We start from the raw sequence: 19,557 nt of genomic DNA on the forward strand, positions 1-19,557 counted from the left end.
GCAATGCATTCGTAAAACAAATGAAAAGGTTCTAGGTATTATGAAATGGTTGAAACACAAAGTCTGGATCCTGTTTGCATTGCTTTCAGCAATGTTTTTTATAAGCTTAGTTTTCTATTTATCTGGCTTACATATCAAAGATATTTCGGAGAAAAACAGTGAAATAGCAAAAAATAATATTGAGAGTCAGAAGAAAAAAGTTACTGAATATGTATCGAAAGTAGAGAACCATGTAGAAAAACAAACCGTAGTACAAGAAACTGAAGCAGAAAACTTGTTTACAGGTATAGGTATGACAAACCTGCATCAAGGAATCCAAGTTAAAATAGAAGGTATTGAGGTCGATACTAAATTTTTTAATTATGAAAATCATTACAACATCGAGAAAAAATATTCTGGCCTGACGAGCTTTCAACCCAACCATGTAGCATTCGACCCAGATTATCCTAATCGAGGCTATCCAAATCTATACATAACAGTTTTAGAGCCTAAACCGTTCAGCGATAAAAGTTTCCTTGAGAGAATGACTGATGGTAGTTTTTTGTACAGTGGCGCCAATTTTACTGGTAAACAAAACTCGAAGATTGACGCTTTCTATTGGAAAACAGATAACCATACATTGTTAATTGAGGAACATGCATTACAATTCGCTCTGGATGTATACACCCACTTCGATGAAAAAAACTATAGAAAAGGATACAAAAAGAAGTATGAAAAAGATGTTTTCGGAGAAGATATTAAAAACAATTATGAGTGGGACAATATAAGATACCCACACATAAAAATAGCCCTTTCATTTAATCCCCAAAGCCCAGAACTAGCTGCAGAGAAAAACGTATCTTCTCCAAAGTTCGCCGTAGCAGCCGTTGAGCTGATTAGAAGTCAAGACTACGCTTATGATAAAAAGTCTAAAGGAGAGATGGGGTCAGCCAAGCATTTTACCGCAGGGTTTACATTGCCTCTGTATCCAGAATTCGAATTACTTCCCCTAAGCTCTAATCGGGACAATCTACAGGAAGGCAGCAGCAAAAAAGATCTTAGACAAGATATTAAGCGTTTGAAAGGAAGTTCGTCGGATGAAGTTGTAAACAGCAAGTTCTTTAATAAGACGCAATACAGCCTTATTAATATCGCCAATATTGGCACCTTATCTAAAGGCAACTTTTTTCTTGGGGAAAAGCGCACCTCTGAAGCTTATAGGTTTGTTTTTGCGATTCATCTTTTTGCTTACGGAGACTGGGTAACACAATATACTCCGTTAGCATCTGAATGGGGTGGTATAGAAGAAAAGGCTCAGTTAAAGATCAAGGATTCTTTGATAGACAGAGCTTTATCTGGGTTAGTGGACACATTTATACCCACATTTGGGATTGGTTCTTGGGGGCAGTACTTGTTCATAGGTATCTGCGTATTTCTAGCTATTCCTTTTGTCCCTGTACTCTTACAAGTTGTTTTATCTATAGCTAGTTTTTTTAGACTTCTCTTTAGATAAATACAGGTATTTAACGGGGCTATGATTACTTTTCTAGACTTGAAAGGCAGAACTTTTGTTCTGTCTTTCTTCTAATGGCGATTCCTTTACATGAGTTCTGTTCAAGTCGGCAATCTTTACCATTCACAAACACCCATCTTAGATACTCGTTACAGGCGCCAACGCGGTCGCCCTGATTGAACTTCTTAAGCAGGGTGGAGCGCGCAAAATTGCCAGCGCCCAGGTTGTAGACGAAGCTGACCATCATGTCGTATTCGCCTTGGCTGGGTGTTTGGCTGATATGTTTGTTCACCACTCGCTGTGCAGTGGCGATGTCTGTGACGAAATACTCTGCGACTTGTTGGTCGGTTAGTCTGGTCTTTTGAGTGACGCCTTGGGTATGGCCTAAACCGACCGTCCAGACATTCGCGCTGCATTGGTAGGATTTAAGGCGACAACCTTCTTCGTTGGCGATATGGCGCAATCCGTTTTCACTGACGCTTAACTCTGAGTCGATAGTAAAGACAATGGCAAGAATTGAAGTGACAGAGCACACCACCGCCTGTATTGCTTTGGTTTTTAGGCTCATATTGCTTCGTCCTGTTGTGAGTTCAGCTTGTCTAGTTTGGCTTGGTTGAGTTTGGTGGCAACGGCATAGTGGCGAATAGCCATGACGCCCGAAACGATACCTACAAAGATTGCGATAAGCTGCGCTATATCGTTCACACCAAAGCTGATTAGGGTTGCACTAACAGACGTTAGAGTTTTCTTTAATCCAGTAATGTCTAGCAAAGAAACAACTAACGCTTTTACCTCTGTTTGGTTCATTGATTTTTCTCTCGTAACTAGTGATTAGCTCCCCACAAAACCAGTGTATCGAGCTGAGGTTTAAAGGGTACTTATGGCATTTCTAGTGCGGAGATATAGAAGTTTGGAGGCAGAAAGAACACACCCAGCGTCTAGGCTGGGTGAGGTGGTTAGCTAGCTATACCAGAGAGAGTAGGGCGTTCGCCGAATGGAAAGTCCTGTGCTTCAGGGTAGTCGCTTAATGTTTTACGGTCTTGGAGCAGTTGCAGAAACTGTTCACTGTTCTTAATTGGAGAAGTTCGTAGGTCAGTAGGGTACTGTTGATCTTTTTCGTATTGGTCAATGCGGTTGAGTACTTTTGAAAGTTCGCTTCCTCTCCATGCTTTTTCTTCATCAACTTTGAAAGGTCGATGACGATCAATGTCATATTGCCAACCTGCTTCATCGCTCACCCATGAATCGTAGGGCTCATAAGCTAAGAGTGTGTGAGTTACGGGCAGCTCTCCGAGTTCTTCAACTAGATAGTCAATGAGTGCTCTGTTGTCGCGGTCTTTGGCATACGCCATTTTTTCTCGATGATCGATAAGCTGTAACCACTGGCCATCAACTAGTTTAATCGCGTAGCCTGTATCTGGTTTTGGTGGTTCTTCCCAAGAATGCTTTTCTGGTAACTCAAAGTTATAGTCAGAAACAATGAACTCATTACCCCACTCATCATAGAAAGGTCGCCCAATGTGGATTCTATAGACGTTCCAGCCTGTTTCTTTTGAGTGAAGAACAGTATGAGTTTCTTTGTCATATTCTGGAGGCTCTTCGCGAATTGCCCATTTTGGATAATCACCATCAGGTTCACCAATGATAAAGCGTTGACCGGACTCATTCCAAAAAGGCTTCCATGTCATATCTTCTATTTCATCTGACCATTTTTCTGTCTTTTGGTCATAACGAGCAATCATGCCCTCTTGAGATGGCTTATACAGATTTAAAGTGCAGTTTGGACTTAATGCCGTGCCTTTCGCCACGTGCTCTGATTCGTTGCGAATCCACCAACCATCTTGCGTAAATCTGGATACTTGTACAATTTGGGTCTTGTCAAAAAACACTGCTTTCATAGTGCTTACTGGTTTGTCAAAGTCTACATTGTTTGAGTAGTTGTTAATCATAATTAGGCCATCCTCACGATAAAGTTACATTTACGGTGGTTGATAGTGTTTTTTAAAGCACCAAATAGCGCAATTGTTAGAGTGTGAGAGTGAGTGCCTATATATGTTGAGTGATTATGCGTGTCTGCTTTTGTTCTCGGTTCGCCTGTCTTCGAATTGGCATTCCAATCCGCATATTTTAAGGGGGAACCAGAGTCTGATGATCCGGCATCAACGCCGTGAGAGTGAGTGTTTGACGTTGTGGTTTTGGTTCCCAGATCTGTTGTATCCACTCTTGAATTAGGGTGTCCATGATTTTTAACTTGTCCTTCTTCATATACACCTACAGTCTCATTGCTTTCTTTACCGACTAGCCCCAATCCTTCCATGGTGGGAATGATGCCGCTTGGATATACTAGTGCTAATTTGGGATTAGCTTGCTGATCAAATGCTTGGTTAAGCATAAAAGCATATTTATCTGACCCCGGAAGAGTATCCGAAAACCACGGAATAGGAGCACCTACGGGATAAATTCGGTCAGACAGTGAAAGCCACATTTTCTCAACCAATGGCTCCCACAAGTTGTTTACCAGTTTGTCTATGATGTGGGGAACACCTAAGGCATAGACCAGTTTTTTAACGGTCAAAAAAGAGTTGTCACTAGTTCCTTCTTCAACTTGCTTATTGGTCGCAATTTTTGCAATACCTGCTCGGTCTTCTGTTGCGCTATAAGGATTGAGCATTTCCACCGTAATATTTTCAATCGTTGAAGCGGCTAGGTTTAATTCACATGCTTCAGTCACAGCTGAATCTTGTTGTTTATAAGTAATGACATCACCATCTCTACTATCGACAGCGAATAGAGTGCCATCATCTAACCAGTATCCTAACTCTTTACCTTCAAAGGCCTCGCTTCCATCCCATGTAGTTTCAAAATGAAGTTGACCAAGTGCTGTTACTTCACCACGAGTGATTGCTTTGCGTTGAACTTCGTTACGTAAGCTCGTCTGGTCTTTGTTAGGTATATAGCCTTCAGTGCCTATACTGATTTCTGAAATTTTGTAACTGATACCAAGTTCGCCAGCTCTAATTGAAGCCGCGATACCCGCATCGGTAATCAATAAACTCATTGTGTGACCTCGTATTTATGCAGGTTTCTAATGTGTCGATAATTCGCCATCTGGTGATGAACTCTGAATTTTGAGTAATAAATCCAAGCAATTTCGGTATGCGGTAATCTGTATTTCTCAAATGCTTGCCAAGCTTGAGCGCTGTGATGACGAGATTCGTCATACAATGAGCCATACATAAGGTTTGGCTCTTGCACATCATCAAATACCCGCCCACTTTGTTGGCCTGCTGTGTTGTTTAAAAGAGTCTGATAGTCTGAAATCCTCCAGCCAAACCCTTGTTCCTCAAAATCTGTTAATAGTGATAATTCAATATCGTCATGGGTTTTCTTAAAGTCTTTCGCTATACCGTTAATGGTATTGGTCAGCTCTGCATTCTCGGTGTCTTGCCAGTATTCACCTTGAGGAAGTAACCCACGGTAAGCATCAGCAAAATCCCCTTCGTTGTACTCAATAATTAAGTCGGAGGTGTCCATGTGACGGCTCCTAATACATGAATCTGGTTATTGTCGATAGCCACTTCGCCCACAGGTGCTTTGACAATAAAGTTATTGGTCACCGCTGAAATCACTAACACAATTTCAGTGTTGGTGATGGAGTCTGGTTTTTTGGTATCAGGGTTTATCTTGCCCATTTTCCCTTTGACAAAGTTTTCAAGGGCCGTGACAACATCATCACGAGTTGTTTGGTCTTCAATGCCTTGAATCTCTATAGCGAGTGGGGCTTTTTCTGGGAGATGAGCAAACGGATGACAACCAGCGAGTCGGTTAGATTCAAAGGTCTCTTGAACAAGGTTTACCACTTCACCGCTTAGCGTTGGGTCGTTCTCACGTGCACCAATATAGACCTCTACCATGCCGCGCTCTGGCGTGTTATCGAGCGCCCAAGCAAAATCGACATCAGAGTGAGCCGATACTGCCCACACTTCATAATCTTCTGATTTGCCGATAAGTTCATTCTTCTCGAATGCCACAATTACTCGCGTTCGCCAATGCTCTAACTCTTCGATATCTGCACCACCTTCAATACCAAGAGATAAGATATTATTAGGGTCGATACCGCTTAGTCCTTCAGTGAGGGTGAGTTTAGCGCCGTTTGGTAAATTACTGGCTGTCCCTGATTCAAGTGCAATGACGTCTACAGGCACATTGCTGTACTGCTCTTTAGTAGTTTCATACTCTTTGTCACCGTAGATTAGGCGAGTACCCTTTGCGATCACTACTGTTCCACCTAGCTCAGTAAACTGTACTGTGCCCTTTGCAAAGGTAGGTAAGAGGCGTGCCGTATTGTGGCGATTAGCATGCAGGTATAGCCACACTTCAGAGCAGGTTTCAGGGTGCAGTTGTCTGAAAAGCAAATCTTGATAGCCATATTGCCCATAGCTGACTCCAGCAATGGCAGAGGCTATCGCTTTGGTGGCTGGGTTACTTTGCCCTGTTTCTGCCGTCAGGTTGGCTTCAGCACGAGCGATTAAGCTCTCAAGGCTCACTTGTGTACTCATTTATCTACCTTCGATAGTGGAACATCAAATGTGGAGCCGTCCGTTAGGGTTATCATGACATTACGGCCCATTTGGTTTGGTTTCTCTCTCCAAACATTGACTTCAATGGTTTTGGCGTGACCTTGTTGAATTAACCAGGCGAGAGCTTCTTCATAAAAGCGCTTGGCAAGCCTTAAGGTTTCGTCAGTTAATTTGGCTCGTTTGAGTGTCCAGTCACGAGAGCCGACAATCTCTATCAGTTCACCGCTCCAAGTACCGCCGCGCTCATGGTTGTCCATTCTGGCGCGGTCATTTTTGGTTGACTCTGCGTAGTTGTAGACGCTTTGCAGTACCGCATGAGTCATACCGTCTTTGGAATCCACAGACTCTATCAGTGCGTTCAATTTAAAATGGCTCATGCTTTGTTTGGTCCTTCTGTAGTCTTGGTCGTGTTGTCGTCTTCATAATCATGGTCGTGCGTTTCGACTTTGACGCCGCCGAACGTACCAGACTGACCACCGACAGAGCCTTCAACTTCTGCATTCTTCGCCACGCTCAGGTTGCCGCCTATTTCTACATCTTTAGAAAACGTGGTTTTGTCAGCGATAACGTTCACTAATGGCGCTTTGATAGAGACTTCATTCGCTGCTACTACATCGACCTTACCTTTGGTCGCATAAACCTTAATGCCTTCTTCGGTTTGATGGATTAAATTTCCCTTGTCATCGAGCATGGCGACCTCACCGGGCTTTAAGTCGATTTGGTAGCGCTCATCTTCAACATTGACGGTAATCCCACGCGCAGTGACACCGCCGATAAACAGATTGTAAGCCTTGGCTTCTGGTAGTGGTCGGCTCATAAAGCCGTAGTTGTGGACGCGCTTAATTCGGTCATTGGTGCGGCCTGTTGCCGTTCTGATTTGCAACATGCCCGTGGTTGCACCTGTCACCGTGCCTGTTCCGATCAAGTTCTTGATACGAGCCATTAATCGCTGTTGTTGCTGACGCTGAGCACTAGACATGACTTTGCTCCTTAAACGGTCTGACCAACTCAACGGAAGTGCTCGCGGAGCTTTCGGACACCGATAGGCCAAGAGACTTGATCACCAGCATTTCGCTAAAACTCTGCTCTTTGTCGATCACTCGAATCACTCGGTTTAATCCATCAATCGCAAGCTGAGGAAAGAGATCTGCGACAGACGTTGAAGCGGTCAGGCTTTCCGCTATGGCTATGTTGCGTTCATACTTGGCGCGAGATAAACACGCTGCACTGCTTTGCAGTTGGTCACAAGTGATCACCATAGTGCGCGAGCTATCAATGCTAGGGTTAGTGACTTGAGCGCTGGCATCATCCCACTGACCCTGCACATCAATGGTATGAAACTGCCTATTGAAGGCGCGTTTTATCTTTAAGCTGTCTATGTTGTTGCCTGTTTCAAGGCCAACATTGTTAATCGTTGCATGCGCTGTGTTCTCAATAGTCAGTACACCATTTCGCTCGATAAGCATGTAGCCTTGTTCACGGATGAGCTGAGCAACATTTTCAACCGGAGACTCGGCGTTAATCTGAAACTCTTCAATCTTCGGCATGCCTTTAACGAGGCTCTTTACCCCTAAACCAAATGGCTTTGCCAGTTTTCTAAGCAGTTCTTCAACATTGAGGTTGTAAAGCGCATCCATAGTGATGCGCGAGTCAATCATGTTGGCGCTCTTGGAACGTCCTACTATTGGCATAGTTAAAGCGCTTGCACCTGTCTCGTTTTCTGCCTCATCTATCTGACCGATTAAGATGGATTGGTCATTGAGGAAGAACTCTACCGACAACGGGCGCTCAATGTTCATTGGTTCAATCGAGCAGCTAAATGTGTGGGCCAATTGCTCTGTTGAGTAGTTCAAGTTAGCTTGGTAGAAAGTATGCTGTTTTCCGTCAATGTACATCGTGAGTTGATTCATCGTGCATCCCTCACCGCTATATCACCACGGATAAACAAAGGGTGCTGAAGTGCATTCATTTTGGTAATAACGTTCTCATTGGTGTACTCGTCATGGGCAATGGTTAACGCTGACTTAAAGTGAGGTGACTGCACAGTTCTGTGCGCTTTGGTTCCCTCGGCTACTTTGTCGTACTGAGTCTGCACGTTGCTTTTTAGTGAGGTGAGGGCGTCATAGAGCTCGATGCTTTCTTGCGTAGAGACTTGAGTGGTTTCCTTGATGCGTTCATCAACGTTGCCAATTAGCGTTGAGAGATCACTTTGAATAATCTCTGGTTGCTTTTGGGCTAGGGTGACCTCAAAGCTGTCATTGGCTTCTAGGTCAGTCACGTCTTTACTCATCTTCACCGCGCCCGTCACTATTTGTACATTGTGGTGTTTTGTTGGGCTATCGGTTTTTACTTCGCCAAGCATTAAAGCTTGAGCACTGCGTGAGTTATCTACGGCTTCACTCTCAGAAGCTGGCTCTGATTGAACTCCTTCAGATACCGTATCGACAGCGCTTGAAAACAGATCAGCAAACTGGACAGGGTTAGTGCTCAAACTGCTCACGGCAGAGAAGGCTTCATTTATTGCTAGGTTAATATCTTGCAGCGAATCATCGGCTAGGTTCAGGCGGTTAGTAATATCAACCAACACATTGAGCGCATTGGTTGCGTTGTTTTGAGCTTCGTTGATTTGAGACACATCCAGCCCTTTAACCTCTTCAACAAATGATTGTTTAGACAGGCTTTCTACTATGTCAGCTTGTGCCTTGGTGCGTACTGTTGTCGGTGCAGTGATGGAAGGCGAAGTACCAGAGCGCACAAACTTAAGACTTAATGTTACTAGACCTTTCTTCGTGCTGAAGCTTAGCGAATGGTCTTTAAAGACTAGCTGTAGTTCACCTAACCAAGGGTGCTCAAGCTCTCCTTGTGGGTTCGTTTCAAGGTCATCGATGAGTGCATTCGTATCTGCAAGTGAGCTCGCACCCACGAACACAACTTCAAAGGTGAAGGCTCGGGCTTTCGTGCCCATGACTTTTATGTGTGGTAAGTCAGCGTATGGGATTTCACTCACTTGCAGACGCTTACCACCATCAAAGGAGGTAGACAGGATATTGAGCTTAAGCCCATTCCATCTAGCGTGCTCGTGTTGTCGTTCCCACATGAGAAAACCCACCAATAGAAGAAAAATAGGAAATAGGCAGCGATTGGAAGTTTTGGAACTGGTTAGGGCGCTCAGCGCTCGTTCGGACTCACCCCTCCCTCCACACCAAAATTCCACACTGCAATTTTGCGATCCTAAAAGTGATCGTGTTTCGGTAGGATTAGTAAAGCACAGCCCCCGAAAAATCTATATCGAGGGCTGTTTTAGATGGGGAATTTAGAGATCGTTAGAGATCGTTTATGTTCGTTATAGACAGCTCGTTACCAAGCAATACTTAGTTAGACATGTCTCTAATAACTTCTAAACTTGTGACACTTCTTGAACTTTCTGTTGGCGTAATGTGAAGTGCAGTTTTGTCACCGTTGGGGCTAGCTTCGATATACATGTCTATAAATGTGCGCTTTAGCGCTAAAAAACTAAAGTCCGAATTGAAGAAGTTGGGGATAACGTTTTCATGTGTAAAGCTAAGTTCATCAAGATCACTGTCGCATTTGTTTGATGTTGCCTCTCTATATTCTTCTGATGGGACATCGAAGTCTAATGTGGCGACATCTTTGCCTAACACTACTTCCTCACCTTCGAGCAGACTCGATATAAAGTCAATTGCTTCATATTGCTTTGGCGTTACCTCTATCTCTCCGAAAATTGGCGTGCTCAAAGAGTATTTCTTAGTGATTTTTCTATAACACTCAATTACATGAAGTAGGCTAGCTATGTTTGAGAAAAGCTTTAGTTGGTTTTCATTGATGCATTGGCTTGAGTAGAATACGTCTGTTGTATACCCTTCTTCAAATTCAATGGCGACACTTAAAACACCTCCGTCATGTAGAACGTCTTTTGCCCAGAGTAGTTTATTGAAAAATGGCAGTTTCTGGATGTCTTTTCCGTACCAAACTGTACTATCAAAGTTGTAGTTGAATGTCATTGAAGACGTATTTATGTTGTAGAACGCCGTAATTTCTAAAAGTCGATTGAACGCTAATGCTGTAAATTTCAGGCCGTCTTTTAAAGTGATATATTTCCCTTTAAAAGTCCCCAAATACACCTGTTGTGACTTGGAGACAGCATAAAGATCAACTTTAACCCTAGTGGACGCGGGCTCGATTGATAACTGAGAACCTTCGCTTAGGTTATTCCCAATTGTTTCAAATAATTTGGAACCAGTGAAGTTGAAAGAGGTAGAATCCAATGTTACGGGTTCCCCAGTGCTTCTCATCTTATCAAGCTGCTTTTGAAAGTTCTGTCCTTCATGAAATGGCATTGATAAACCAAAGCTAGCATCATTAGTTTTAGCAGAAATCTCACGGAGTTCTTTGCCGTCAACGATACTAGTCTGTACAGAAAAGCGTGGGTCTAGGGCGTTGAGTTGATCGTCAATGAATTTGATTGCTTTAGATGCGTTAAGCAAGCGGCTATTTCCACTAATGAATTCAAGGGTGTTTCTCATTACTCTTGAGTCTATATCTTCTTTTGGAATTAATTCCTTTCCAATATTGTCCCTTATAAAAGCATGGGCAGACTCTTTCCAACTTATTAGTGTTTTGACAGGATAACGGTGTTCATCTCTGTCTATCAATGTTGCACACTTGGTACATAGCCAAATACCATTATCGTAACTCTTTCTAGATTCCTCTGATTGCTCGTTATCATAACGAGGTCCTCCTGGAGATGCAGCACAGATATGTGCTGCTATGCCAATGTTTAATAGGGATTTACTATCGGCCTTTGTAGATATAGTTAGTTCTCTACAATCTGGATTTGAGCAGAAACCGTTGACATGTTCACGTAAGGAGCGTTTCACGCTCTCAGGGAAATCGTGCCTTTTGTGTGAGGATCTCATATAAAAAATCGAATATAGCGGGAAACCGATAAGTAATGTAACTACTAATCTGATAGAAAAACAAGAGCATAAAATATTAATGGTTACTTAGGTTCAACTTTCGAAAAAACTCATCTGGTTCACATCGCCCTTGCATAGTTCGGGCTGCAATTTCGGATCAGGCGGTTGGCCTACTGTATCAATAATCCCCTCAACAGACGTTAGTGTGTGAAAGCGAACCCCGCAGTTAAAGTTCATACATTGCCAATAGGCTTTTCGTGTTTCGTTCGTCATCTCTTGAGAGGTAACGATTCGGGTTTTGCAACCGCACTTGGGGCATGGCATTAGCACTGACTTACTCCTTAATCTCTTACACTCTCATACTTACCTTGCTTGCGAGGTATAGGTAACGAGTCGGTTTCAATTGCTTGAACTAGGCCACTTGAGGAAGTGTCTCGGTTTATGAACTCCTCCCACTCTGGATCGGAGCGGTTTAGTTCCTGTTCCAAGAAGAAGTTATCTATGATTTTTTGGCTTTTGAGTGGAATTCTACAGTTATTGCCACTGGACCAAGGGCGGTCGCTCCCGCTCCCTTCAGAAGCCTCCGACAAGTCGGAGGCTTTCTTAATTAACTTCCACTCTGTCTCACGGGTAAACACCACTAAACCAGAGCCCTTAAGCCCGTCTGTAGCCTTGATAATCTCACCGTATTTGTTTTCACGTTCTCTCTTGAGCAACTTGATTGGACGCATAGAAGCACTTAAGCGGTGACCGCCCATATAATCCATGTAAACAGAAAAGAAACCGTTATCTGCTGCTCTTCTTGCTTTCTCGAACAAACAAAACTCTTGCTCTTCATCAATGCGGCGAAGTTCGCGCCAAATAGTTACAGGTGGAGTACGCTGAAATTGAAACTGACGAAAACAGAAAGTCCGTGACCAAGCTGTCACGTTCTTTACAGTGTCTTGTAGTTTCGCTCTTTTGTTGTCGGTATCAGTCAAGCCTTCAAGGGCGTGACCGTCTACGTTTTTGGAAATGTATTTCGCTAGATAAGCAACAGCACCGCCAGAATCCTTATCAATAAATTTCGCATCAAAGCGAGCTTTCATTGCTTTGGTTTTAGGCGTACCGTCTTCAAAAAATAGGTCTTGCTTCTCACGAAATTGATAAGCTTGTAGACCACCAATAAAAGCTTTGACTTGTTCTAGTGGCATAAAAAACACCCCATGCCAGTGCGGTGTTCCATCTTGGTGAGGCTCAACAACTCTCATTCCGTAGTAAGTTAGGTTACGGTAGTCTGCCCAAGCTCGAAACAATTCCCATCCTTTGCTTAACCATGCGTGAGCGTCTTTAGGTGCACTGCTGTCAAAGTTTGAGTTCTCAATCCAATATTTTCCGTGCTTCTTCAAGCGATGAAAGCGACTAGGAGCGGTCAAAGTAATGAATACAGCAATGTGATTATTACTTTCTGCATACTCTTGACATCCCGCAATACGAGTCATCAACTCATGACGGCGGTTAGCAGGGTTACTTTGTGAAGAATCAACAACAGTTTGTAGATCTACGGTATCGCCGTTTTCTGACTCGATAGCCATAAGTTCTATCCACTCACGCTGTCTATCTTGTCGAATTGTGAGCCACTCACATGCAGAGATCGAAGCATAAGGTGAGGTATGTGGAGAAACCATTCCTGCCGCACGTCGGGCATTTTCAAACGCAGCAACGACAATTCGACCAATGGCTCTGCGCCAGAAGCTTTCATCCATTAGGCGTACCATCATAGAGTAAGCTTGGTTGTTATCTTCTACATGAGCGAACTGAGGTAGCCACAGAGAAGCTCCAACAAACTCATTAATGAACTTGATGGTCTCTAAAGGGGTTAATCCTTTCTCAGCAGCAAGACGAATACGGTTGCCGCATCGACCTGCCAACTCAATGGCTAACTTAGCTCGCTTAATTTCACTATCTACCTTCCACCAAGGTTCAGGAACGACACTAAATGCCGCAGCTACCGCACTGCTGCGCTTTTCGATAAAGTTGATAGCACGCTTAAAACCGTATTTCCTAAGCCGAGCTGCAGACGCTTTATCAATATAGTTACGAATATCGAATGGCAACTTGAGCTTGTTAGCAGTGCTCGAAGCAAACTCGAAAACACGTTCACGTGGTGATGGTTCATCTTTGTAGACGAACTGACGCGACTCGTGATCAAAGTGCGAAACCTTACTGTAAGTATCCTTGTTCTGTAGATACGTCATCAGCTCCCGATGCAAGTTGCTTGGGAGCCGATTAAGTGGATTATTAAGATTGACGCTATGCTGTTTCATTTACTTTTTTGCCACGGTTCTGTCAGGGAGTTGATTGGCAGAAACTCTAAGCTTTTCGCGCCAGCCTCTTTTAGGTTCAAGAACCTCTTTTGGTTCGGGCTGTGCTCTGCGTTTTAGTCCGTGTTTCTTCCGTAACTTTTCCAATAAATACAGCCCCCTCTGGCATTGGTTGTCATCTAGTGGTTCTTTTGCCATTCCTGCCATATCAGGACAGGGTAAAAAGCTTGGGTGTTCGGTTGCGACCTCTCCAGTGTAAGGAGAAATAGCAGGTGTGTAGCTAACATCATCAGTAAACATATAACCTCCAGCGTACTTATGTTTCTCACACAGCTTCTAGCTCATGTGCATCTAAAACCAAATAACCGCCAGCGCCTTCACCTTGGCTCAAAACACCACGCAGCAAGTGATTGCACTCCAGTTGAGCGCAAGCTTGCTTGACTGCATCGTCAAGGTTCTCAAAATCACCCAATTCAGTGACTTCAGGCTCAAACGTTTTAGCGTGGCGCTTCATAGCGCCATCACCGAATAAACGAAGGGCGAAATATTTCATTAACCAGCCTCCAAAGTTGGGTAACCATGAATAGGCTCACAGTCGCGCCACCAAATCTGCATAGTGGTCTTTTGGCTAGTGTCACGAACACTGGCGGAAACAAAGAAAAGAGCACGAATAGCGCCTAGGGCTTGATGATGAGTTGCAGCATCGGTTGACTGATTAAAAACGACAACCCAATAAACCCACCAAGCAGTAATGAAGTCAGAAAGGCATAAACCCTGCTCAGTACCATTTACGTTTACAAGCATTGCGCGTGTTGAATCCAGCTCAAGCATGTCGCCTTGACTAGATTTAACAGCATTGAAGATGCGCACAAACTGCTCAATCTTGCGAGTAGTAAAACCTTCATTACGTAGGCCGTGTTCAAGCTCATGGCGAAAGACAGTAATTACATTGCTCATGCCTAACCCCCGATAACTTCTAAGCAGTACTGCTCGAATTGGTATAACGCTTCATCATCCCAACGACCCAAGTCGCGTAGCCCTAACATTTCTAGGTATAGGTGGCGATTACTCATATCGAGCTGCGACCAGTGGTGCAGTTGAGTTTTTGCTTTTTCACTTTGACCAGAGCGATACCAACTAACGAACGAATGCGAGAAGAACACGCGAGCACGATCGCCTTGCATCGCTTCTCGAATGTCTGAGAGCACTTCGGCTTGAGGTCGGTGTGTTTCGACTAACGTTTGTTTCTTGGCAATAGCGTCAAGTTGGATAAGAATCTTGTATTGCTTCTCTTCACTACTTGCATTAAAACGATCAGTGATTTGCTCAAAAGAGCTAGTCAGTATTTGCTCTAGATAGTTTGAATTGTTTCCCATAACTACACCCCTGTAGATAGTTAAGAAAGACCCGGTAAAGGCGCACCGCTAGCGATGAAATCGACACCCATAGCAAAGAATGGTTGGGCGCTGCCAGTGCGGCTTTCTAGGTTATTGATAAGTAGCATTAGGTTGCTAATGCTTGCCTGTGCTGTTTCGATAATTGAGCTTTTTGTGGTGCGAGGGAGCGTTCTGTTGCCAGCGTTATCAAGTGCCAGTTGTGAAAGCTCTCCTGCGAGAATTGAGTTGTTTAGAGCTCGTTTAATGAAGCTTTCAGCCTCGATACTTCGTGGAATATGAGCGGTAACTAGATCAAGCTTGCGCAGCACAACTTCTAAAATCACGTAATCGTTCGTGGTTTTAGAAATTGCCATCATCTCTGGTAAGGAAAGAACATGTGGTTGCTCGGTATTTAGCTTATTGCGTAGCATGTTTGCCCGTAATCCGCATGCGTTGGCTATCTCTGTTAGCTCATTGCGGTGACGTTGGCGAAACAAGCTGCATGCCTCGTTGTACTCATGTTGTACATCCGCCAAAAAGACGTACATTGTTTGGTTTGCTTCCATATCAGATACTCTCTACAACGCGTAAGGATTGAGTTAGCCGAGCTGTTCCATAGCTTCACGAGCAGCCATTTCCGTCATCGCCACCATATTGATCAGCGTTTTTTCTCTAGGTTTGGCCTTGGGTTTGATGATGATGCGACCTTCATCAATAAACTGCTTTACAGTGCCTTCTGCCAAGCCGGTTAAAGTGCAGTAGTGCGCTACCGTGACATATGGGCAAGTGATGGTGGTCATTAGTGGTTGGTTCATAGTGTCCACCTCTAAGCCAATGTAGGCGGAGTGAAATCTGCTTTTAACTTACCGTCAGTAAGTCGTTCTATTTCAAATGCTCGGCGTGGTGGTACCTTTTCACCCCACCTAGAAATCGACTGCCTTGTAATACCCAAGCTTTTTGCCAGCGCGACAGCTGTACCGAAGTGTTCTATAGCGTCTCTAGTCTCCACATTGAGTCCCCTTTAGTTGTCTTTGGTTGACTTAATAATAGGCTTTGTCAACTTAATTAGTCAATAGTTGTGTCACTTAAAGTTGACCTTTACTATGAGATAGTAAGCTTTGGTTGACTGATTTAATTGAAGATATTTCGCATGAAAAGCCAACGAATATTAGAGCGACGGAAAGAGTTAGGCCTTACACAGCTTGATGTTGCAAAGGGTGCAAGGGTATCCAAGCAAGCTGTTTCTAAGTGGGAAAAAGGAGACGCTTTTCCAAAAGGTGAGAGTCTATTTTTGTTGGCTAAAGTCTTAAAATGTGACGCAAAGTGGATTTTGAGTGGACATGGTTCACCGGAGGCTATCTCTAATGTGCCTGATAATGTCACTGAGATTTCAAACGTAAAGTCGGTTAGAAACTTATCTCAAATCGAAAAGATGTGTGCTGTCCCTGTCTATAACGTCTACGCGTCCTGCGGTTTTGGCACACTGAACGATGCTGAGTTTCAACTTCGTACTGAGTTCCTCCCTTGTGAATGGTTAAAGCGTTTTGGTTTAACAGAAGAAACGGCCAGAATCATTATCTGCCACGGTGATTCAATGGAAAACACTTTGAGCGACAGCGATGAGGTTCTTGTAGATATTCGAGAGTTAGAGCACCCAGTGAAGCATGGGGTGTATGTCGTTCGTATCGGTAAACATGTTTACATCAAACGTCTGAAGTACGACATCATGGCCGAAGGCTATGAAGTCATATCAGACAACAAAGAAGAATATGAACCATTTATTGTGAATGAGGACAAGCTCCAAGAGTTTGCGGTGATTGGCAAGGTTGTTACTACCGTCATGAAGGCGGTGATATAGAAAGCGAAGGCATCCTACGGGGTGCCTTTTTTATTGATGGTTTTAATTATAGTTATGGGCTGATAGTTAATGAAATATATGAATACTAGCTGTTATCACCTGTTCATTGAGAAAGGTGAGTACAAAAAATTTGTTGGCGATGATAACTCAAGTGCGAATTTCCAAGAATTCACGAAGTTAGCAGTAAATCACACACAAAGTAATAATAATACCCAAGAGTTCATTTTCAATGAAGGTTCATTGGTTGAACAGGAGTTCCTTAAGTACTTAGATCACCCCCCTCATTGGCAGGTAATGTGCGAGGAGTTTTCAGCCACACTTTTAGATTCTCAGCAAGCTTCGCAGAAGCGCATTGAGCACCTAGATAAAAAGGTTACACCTGGTAGCTTACTACTTATCCACTGTAAACCTCCTGAAGCAAACGTCGATATTCTTGTTCTAGTCAAAATGGAGCAAGAGGAGTTCGCCAACGTTGTAGACTTTGAACATCAATATGGTCTACCTACTGAGAAAAAAGCCCTGAACACGGCACTGATTCGCTTTGAGGCAGGTAAGCCAGCAAGTATGCTTGTTTCACGAGCAAACGCATTTTGGATAAAATTTCTGGATGTATATCCAGTAAGAGCTGATAATGTAAATACTGCCAATGCATTTAGCGCGATTGATGGTGCACTTAAGAAAGTCAAGCGAGATGGTTTTAAATCAGATTATACCGCTTTGCGAAATCATCTCATTACTTACCTAAGAAACAATCAAGGAAAAACAGTGGTTTATGGTGAACTTATAGATACTGTTTTTGGTCAACACAAGGCACTAGATAAGCGCTTTTTAGCAAGAAATTTCGCTGATGATCTAAGACAGCTACCTGCTAAGAAGAAAGGAAAAAATGCTTTTGACCCGCACTTCCAGATTGATATGACTGATGTGAAGGCAAAGAGAAAAACGGTCATCAGCTTGACGGATAAGATTGATTTGAATTTAAAAGATGGTATCGACAACTTGGATGAAACTATCCTTCCTTTTGAACAACATGGCCGCAAAGGTGTAATCATCTACTCTGATGAAGGCTATGAACATTTCAAGGTTGATCAAGACATTGAGGACAAAGAATAAAAATGTTGGATGACGTGAGAAGTATTTGGGCGACACAAGTTCAAGAGTGGGAGACTATGAAGGAGTCTTTTACTCACTTCTCTGCATTTTGTAAATTAGCTAACTTGGTAGAGGGTGATGTTGATTCGTTGGCTAATTTTCTCCAGAAGTACCGAGAGCATCAGAACCGATTTACGTTAAAAGTCTTCTATGATTTCGATGAATCTATAGAGTTTTCGAATACAACATCAGAAGATATTCTTCAACAACGTTTCACTGACCTCCGAAATGAGATTGAAGGGCTAGATGGTGAAGAGGAGCTTTCAGTTTCTCTATCTATTTATAAGTCGACAGCTGAACCGAAACCTGGGGTATTAGTTGACCAAGTTTATTCCGTCGAGTCACTGTCGTCGTATTTAGAAGGGAAGTCTTTAGTTCAAGTTCATAGCGAGATCGTGGCTCGTTATGGTGAGACAGATACCCGAGGAGTGGCTTTTTTAGGGGACTTTGAGTATTTGTCTCATACAGAGTTTTTCTACTTTGTTCCTAAGAATCAATTCTCAGTTGATTCATTTGACCCCAAATTTAATAAAACTAGTTCAGATGAAGCAAAGCGCATTCGCGGAACTTTAGCTCATTTTTCAAATGCATCTGAGTGGCCATTTTCCCCGGGGCATTTTAAGTTTCTAGGGAATAAACCTAGGGGTTTTAAGGTCCTTTCTGACATTTATAATGGTTTGCTAAATGCATATTTAATAAGTTTTTTAGCTAATTTAACCTCAATTAATAATGAATCTATTGAGTATCAACTCAAGGGGCTGAAAGATATTTCTGCATGTCTTGACTTTGACGCTTTAGTTAATAGTGATTCAAGTTATCTTTGGGTGCTGTTTAAGTGGGTATATGCTGGAAACTCAGTGGATAAACTTGGCGTCACACGTAACGTTATTCCTTTGCATGTAGAAGATTTGCTAAGTGTAGATGAGTCTGTTTTAGCATCAGCATACTCAAGCTTCATTCTTTCGCAGAAAGATGATGTGAAGAGCTACATTGACGCTACCAGCAAGCTAGCTGATCAAATTCAAGCAACAACTCAGAAAGCCGGTGACGTTGCGGAAAAAGTTGCAAACTCGATTAAAACTGGCGTTTTTGGCTTAGCAACATTCGCGATTTCAACAATCTTATTTAGAATTTTTTCAAAAGGTGGAGACATTCATAGCTATTCTGATCTGTTTGCCTTCATTGGGTCTCCATTGTTTGTTTCGATGATAGTTTTTGCATTGATTATTTTTTCTGCTTTATTTGGTTTGGCTCTGTTTGAATCGTTTCAAGATCAGGCTAGGTTCAAAGAGATGTATGATCAGTCTAAGAAGACTTATGAAAATGTACTAACGACAGAAGATATGAAGAACATTCTTAGCGATGATGAGTACTTTAAGAAAAATGACGTATTTATATCAGGTAGACGAACTTTTTACATTTGGATTTGGATCAGTGTTCTATTTGTTATCTCAACCACACTTATAATTGCCAGCTGTTATGCCATGAATATCAGTGGATAAGTCATAAGGAGTTAATGGTTCCTTTTTTATATCACTCGCAACACGTCATACTAAAATCATACTCCCTGTTTAAAAAGCTCTTTTATGCTGTAATCAATCTAGTTTGCAGGAGATGAGAGTGTTATTACATTCAGTGCTAAAGGAGCTTTTCAGAGAGCATCTTAACGACCCAGTGAATTGGGTAGCTTTTATTCATGAAACAGGCATGGATATGGAAGAAGCCAGATGGTGGCGTGACCACCTGAATTTAGAGCACGCGTTCAGTGATGATTTTGGGGCTTAGTTGTACATTCAATACAAAGTTGAACATTGATAAATTAACTATAAAGCGATACTGTTTATTTATACAGTTGCTTG

25 protein-coding genes are annotated in these 19,557 nt (G+C 42.8%); 5 read left to right on the forward strand and 20 right to left on the reverse strand.

Translation table 11 applies throughout. From position 1 onward, the window contains the following. The first annotated feature begins 40 nt into the window (after positions 1-40). Positions 41-1,492, forward strand: a complete 1,452-nt coding sequence (locus AWH66_RS08590; RefSeq protein WP_063604695.1) for a hypothetical protein — start codon at positions 41-43, stop codon at positions 1,490-1,492. 25 nt (positions 1,493-1,517) lie between these two features. Here the strand turns inward: AWH66_RS08590 and AWH66_RS08595 are convergent, their stop codons facing one another. The 20 genes from AWH66_RS08595 to AWH66_RS08690 all read right to left on the reverse strand — a co-directional run bounded on the left by AWH66_RS08595 (position 1,518) and on the right by AWH66_RS08690 (position 15,697). Then, entirely contained in the window at positions 1,518-2,060 is a 543-nt protein-coding gene (locus AWH66_RS08595; RefSeq protein WP_063604696.1) for a lysozyme, read from the reverse strand. Beyond that, complete coding sequence (locus AWH66_RS08600; protein ID WP_063604697.1) at positions 2,057-2,299, reverse strand: hypothetical protein; 243 nt, start codon at positions 2,297-2,299, stop codon at positions 2,057-2,059. Before AWH66_RS08600 ends, AWH66_RS08595 begins: the two co-directional genes overlap by 4 nt. 149 nt (positions 2,300-2,448) lie before the next feature. Continuing rightward, positions 2,449-3,441 (reverse strand): hypothetical protein, encoded by a 993-nt coding sequence (locus AWH66_RS08605; RefSeq protein ID WP_240495605.1) that lies wholly within the window; start codon positions 3,439-3,441, stop codon positions 2,449-2,451. 2 nt (positions 3,442-3,443) lie between these two features. After that, the gene (locus tag AWH66_RS08610; protein WP_063604698.1) at positions 3,444-4,550 is read right to left on the reverse strand and encodes a phage tail protein; all 1,107 of its coding nucleotides are present in this window, start codon (positions 4,548-4,550) and stop codon (positions 3,444-3,446) included. Further along, positions 4,547-5,026, reverse strand: a complete 480-nt coding sequence (locus tag AWH66_RS08615) for a hypothetical protein (protein WP_063604699.1) — start codon at positions 5,024-5,026, stop codon at positions 4,547-4,549. Before AWH66_RS08615 ends, AWH66_RS08610 begins: the two co-directional genes overlap by 4 nt. Beyond that, positions 5,008-6,051, reverse strand: a complete 1,044-nt coding sequence (locus AWH66_RS08620; RefSeq protein ID WP_063604700.1) for a baseplate J/gp47 family protein — start codon at positions 6,049-6,051, stop codon at positions 5,008-5,010. Before AWH66_RS08620 ends, AWH66_RS08615 begins: the two co-directional genes overlap by 19 nt. Next, positions 6,048-6,449 (reverse strand): phage GP46 family protein, encoded by a 402-nt coding sequence (locus AWH66_RS08625; RefSeq protein ID WP_063604701.1) that lies wholly within the window; start codon positions 6,447-6,449, stop codon positions 6,048-6,050. Before AWH66_RS08625 ends, AWH66_RS08620 begins: the two co-directional genes overlap by 4 nt. Beyond that, on the reverse strand, positions 6,446-7,051 hold the full coding sequence (locus AWH66_RS08630; protein WP_063604702.1) for a phage baseplate assembly protein V: 606 nt from the start codon (positions 7,049-7,051) through the stop codon (positions 6,446-6,448). The genes AWH66_RS08625 and AWH66_RS08630 overlap by 4 nt, the downstream gene beginning before the upstream one ends. Then, positions 7,044-7,982, reverse strand: a complete 939-nt coding sequence (locus AWH66_RS08635) for a hypothetical protein (protein ID WP_063604703.1) — start codon at positions 7,980-7,982, stop codon at positions 7,044-7,046. The genes AWH66_RS08630 and AWH66_RS08635 overlap by 8 nt, the downstream gene beginning before the upstream one ends. After that, on the reverse strand, positions 7,979-9,169 hold the full coding sequence (locus AWH66_RS08640) for a DNA circularization N-terminal domain-containing protein (protein WP_063604704.1): 1,191 nt from the start codon (positions 9,167-9,169) through the stop codon (positions 7,979-7,981). The genes AWH66_RS08635 and AWH66_RS08640 overlap by 4 nt, the downstream gene beginning before the upstream one ends. A 274-nt stretch (positions 9,170-9,443) precedes the next feature. After that, a complete protein-coding gene (locus tag AWH66_RS08645) occupies positions 9,444-11,009 on the reverse strand; it encodes a hypothetical protein (protein ID WP_063604705.1) in 1,566 nt (521 codons plus the stop codon). Between the two features lie 93 nt (positions 11,010-11,102). Continuing rightward, entirely contained in the window at positions 11,103-11,339 is a 237-nt protein-coding gene (locus tag AWH66_RS08650) for an ogr/Delta-like zinc finger family protein (RefSeq protein WP_063604706.1), read from the reverse strand. Positions 11,340-11,350: 11 nt separating this feature from the next. Then, on the reverse strand, positions 11,351-13,315 hold the full coding sequence (locus AWH66_RS08655) for a replication endonuclease (protein WP_063604707.1): 1,965 nt from the start codon (positions 13,313-13,315) through the stop codon (positions 11,351-11,353). Then, entirely contained in the window at positions 13,316-13,612 is a 297-nt protein-coding gene (locus AWH66_RS08660; RefSeq protein WP_063604708.1) for a hypothetical protein, read from the reverse strand. A gap of 25 nt (positions 13,613-13,637) precedes the next feature. Next, positions 13,638-13,865 (reverse strand): hypothetical protein, encoded by a 228-nt coding sequence (locus tag AWH66_RS08665; RefSeq protein WP_063604709.1) that lies wholly within the window; start codon positions 13,863-13,865, stop codon positions 13,638-13,640. Continuing rightward, positions 13,865-14,269, reverse strand: a complete 405-nt coding sequence (locus tag AWH66_RS08670) for a hypothetical protein (protein ID WP_063604710.1) — start codon at positions 14,267-14,269, stop codon at positions 13,865-13,867. Before AWH66_RS08670 ends, AWH66_RS08665 begins: the two co-directional genes overlap by 1 nt. A gap of 2 nt (positions 14,270-14,271) precedes the next feature. Further along, entirely contained in the window at positions 14,272-14,688 is a 417-nt protein-coding gene (locus AWH66_RS08675) for a hypothetical protein (protein ID WP_063604711.1), read from the reverse strand. Between the two features lie 20 nt (positions 14,689-14,708). Next, positions 14,709-15,254: a phage regulatory CII family protein gene (locus AWH66_RS08680; protein WP_063604712.1), complete on the reverse strand. Its 546-nt coding sequence runs from the start codon at positions 15,252-15,254 to the stop codon at positions 14,709-14,711. Between the two features lie 33 nt (positions 15,255-15,287). Next, positions 15,288-15,503, reverse strand: coding sequence for a hypothetical protein (locus AWH66_RS08685; protein ID WP_083399983.1), 216 nt, complete (start codon positions 15,501-15,503; stop codon positions 15,288-15,290). Between the two features lie 11 nt (positions 15,504-15,514). Further along, the gene (locus AWH66_RS08690) at positions 15,515-15,697 is read right to left on the reverse strand and encodes a Cro/CI family transcriptional regulator (protein ID WP_071487846.1); all 183 of its coding nucleotides are present in this window, start codon (positions 15,695-15,697) and stop codon (positions 15,515-15,517) included. A gap of 141 nt (positions 15,698-15,838) precedes the next feature. Between AWH66_RS08690 and AWH66_RS08695 the strand changes: the two genes are divergently transcribed. The 4 genes from AWH66_RS08695 to AWH66_RS25890 all read left to right on the forward strand — a co-directional run bounded on the left by AWH66_RS08695 (position 15,839) and on the right by AWH66_RS25890 (position 19,483). Then, the gene (locus AWH66_RS08695) at positions 15,839-16,546 is read left to right on the forward strand and encodes a helix-turn-helix domain-containing protein (protein WP_083399984.1); all 708 of its coding nucleotides are present in this window, start codon (positions 15,839-15,841) and stop codon (positions 16,544-16,546) included. A 78-nt stretch (positions 16,547-16,624) separates the two neighbouring features. Then, positions 16,625-17,659, forward strand: coding sequence for a nucleoid-associated protein (locus tag AWH66_RS08700; RefSeq protein WP_063604713.1), 1,035 nt, complete (start codon positions 16,625-16,627; stop codon positions 17,657-17,659). Positions 17,660-17,661: 2 nt separating this feature from the next. Beyond that, complete coding sequence (locus AWH66_RS08705) at positions 17,662-19,200, forward strand: hypothetical protein (protein WP_063604714.1); 1,539 nt, start codon at positions 17,662-17,664, stop codon at positions 19,198-19,200. A 118-nt stretch (positions 19,201-19,318) separates the two neighbouring features. Beyond that, entirely contained in the window at positions 19,319-19,483 is a 165-nt protein-coding gene (locus tag AWH66_RS25890; protein WP_167360935.1) for a hypothetical protein, read from the forward strand. The last annotated feature ends 74 nt before the right edge of the window (positions 19,484-19,557 follow it).

It is taken from the genome of Vibrio barjaei (assembly GCF_001639065.2).
In the GTDB taxonomy this organism is placed as follows: Bacteria; Pseudomonadota; Gammaproteobacteria; order Enterobacterales; family Vibrionaceae; genus Vibrio; species Vibrio barjaei.

Coding starts and splice junctions, on each gene's coding strand:
- AWH66_RS08655 (WP_063604707.1), bottom strand. CDS start 13,315: ATGAAACAGCATAGCGTCAATCTTAATAATCCACTTAATCGGCTCCCA.
- AWH66_RS08675 (WP_063604711.1), bottom strand. CDS start 14,688: ATGGGAAACAATTCAAACTATCTAGAGCAAATACTGACTAGCTCTTTT.
- AWH66_RS08610 (WP_063604698.1), bottom strand. CDS start 4,550: ATGAGTTTATTGATTACCGATGCGGGTATCGCGGCTTCAATTAGAGCT.
- AWH66_RS08620 (WP_063604700.1), bottom strand. CDS start 6,051: ATGAGTACACAAGTGAGCCTTGAGAGCTTAATCGCTCGTGCTGAAGCC.
- AWH66_RS08590 (WP_063604695.1), top strand. CDS start 41: ATGAAATGGTTGAAACACAAAGTCTGGATCCTGTTTGCATTGCTTTCA.
- AWH66_RS08680 (WP_063604712.1), bottom strand. CDS start 15,254: ATGGAAGCAAACCAAACAATGTACGTCTTTTTGGCGGATGTACAACAT.
- AWH66_RS08665 (WP_063604709.1), bottom strand. CDS start 13,865: ATGAAATATTTCGCCCTTCGTTTATTCGGTGATGGCGCTATGAAGCGC.
- AWH66_RS08595 (WP_063604696.1), bottom strand. CDS start 2,060: ATGAGCCTAAAAACCAAAGCAATACAGGCGGTGGTGTGCTCTGTCACT.
- AWH66_RS08705 (WP_063604714.1), top strand. CDS start 17,662: ATGTTGGATGACGTGAGAAGTATTTGGGCGACACAAGTTCAAGAGTGG.
- AWH66_RS08625 (WP_063604701.1), bottom strand. CDS start 6,449: ATGAGCCATTTTAAATTGAACGCACTGATAGAGTCTGTGGATTCCAAA.
- AWH66_RS08645 (WP_063604705.1), bottom strand. CDS start 11,009: ATGAGATCCTCACACAAAAGGCACGATTTCCCTGAGAGCGTGAAACGC.
- AWH66_RS08700 (WP_063604713.1), top strand. CDS start 16,625: ATGAATACTAGCTGTTATCACCTGTTCATTGAGAAAGGTGAGTACAAA.
- AWH66_RS08605 (WP_240495605.1), bottom strand. CDS start 3,441: ATGATTAACAACTACTCAAACAATGTAGACTTTGACAAACCAGTAAGC.
- AWH66_RS08630 (WP_063604702.1), bottom strand. CDS start 7,051: ATGTCTAGTGCTCAGCGTCAGCAACAACAGCGATTAATGGCTCGTATC.
- AWH66_RS08670 (WP_063604710.1), bottom strand. CDS start 14,269: ATGAGCAATGTAATTACTGTCTTTCGCCATGAGCTTGAACACGGCCTA.
- AWH66_RS08635 (WP_063604703.1), bottom strand. CDS start 7,982: ATGAATCAACTCACGATGTACATTGACGGAAAACAGCATACTTTCTAC.
- AWH66_RS08660 (WP_063604708.1), bottom strand. CDS start 13,612: ATGTTTACTGATGATGTTAGCTACACACCTGCTATTTCTCCTTACACT.
- AWH66_RS08695 (WP_083399984.1), top strand. CDS start 15,839: ATGAAAAGCCAACGAATATTAGAGCGACGGAAAGAGTTAGGCCTTACA.
- AWH66_RS08615 (WP_063604699.1), bottom strand. CDS start 5,026: ATGGACACCTCCGACTTAATTATTGAGTACAACGAAGGGGATTTTGCT.
- AWH66_RS08640 (WP_063604704.1), bottom strand. CDS start 9,169: ATGTGGGAACGACAACACGAGCACGCTAGATGGAATGGGCTTAAGCTC.
- AWH66_RS08685 (WP_083399983.1), bottom strand. CDS start 15,503: ATGAACCAACCACTAATGACCACCATCACTTGCCCATATGTCACGGTA.
- AWH66_RS08600 (WP_063604697.1), bottom strand. CDS start 2,299: ATGAACCAAACAGAGGTAAAAGCGTTAGTTGTTTCTTTGCTAGACATT.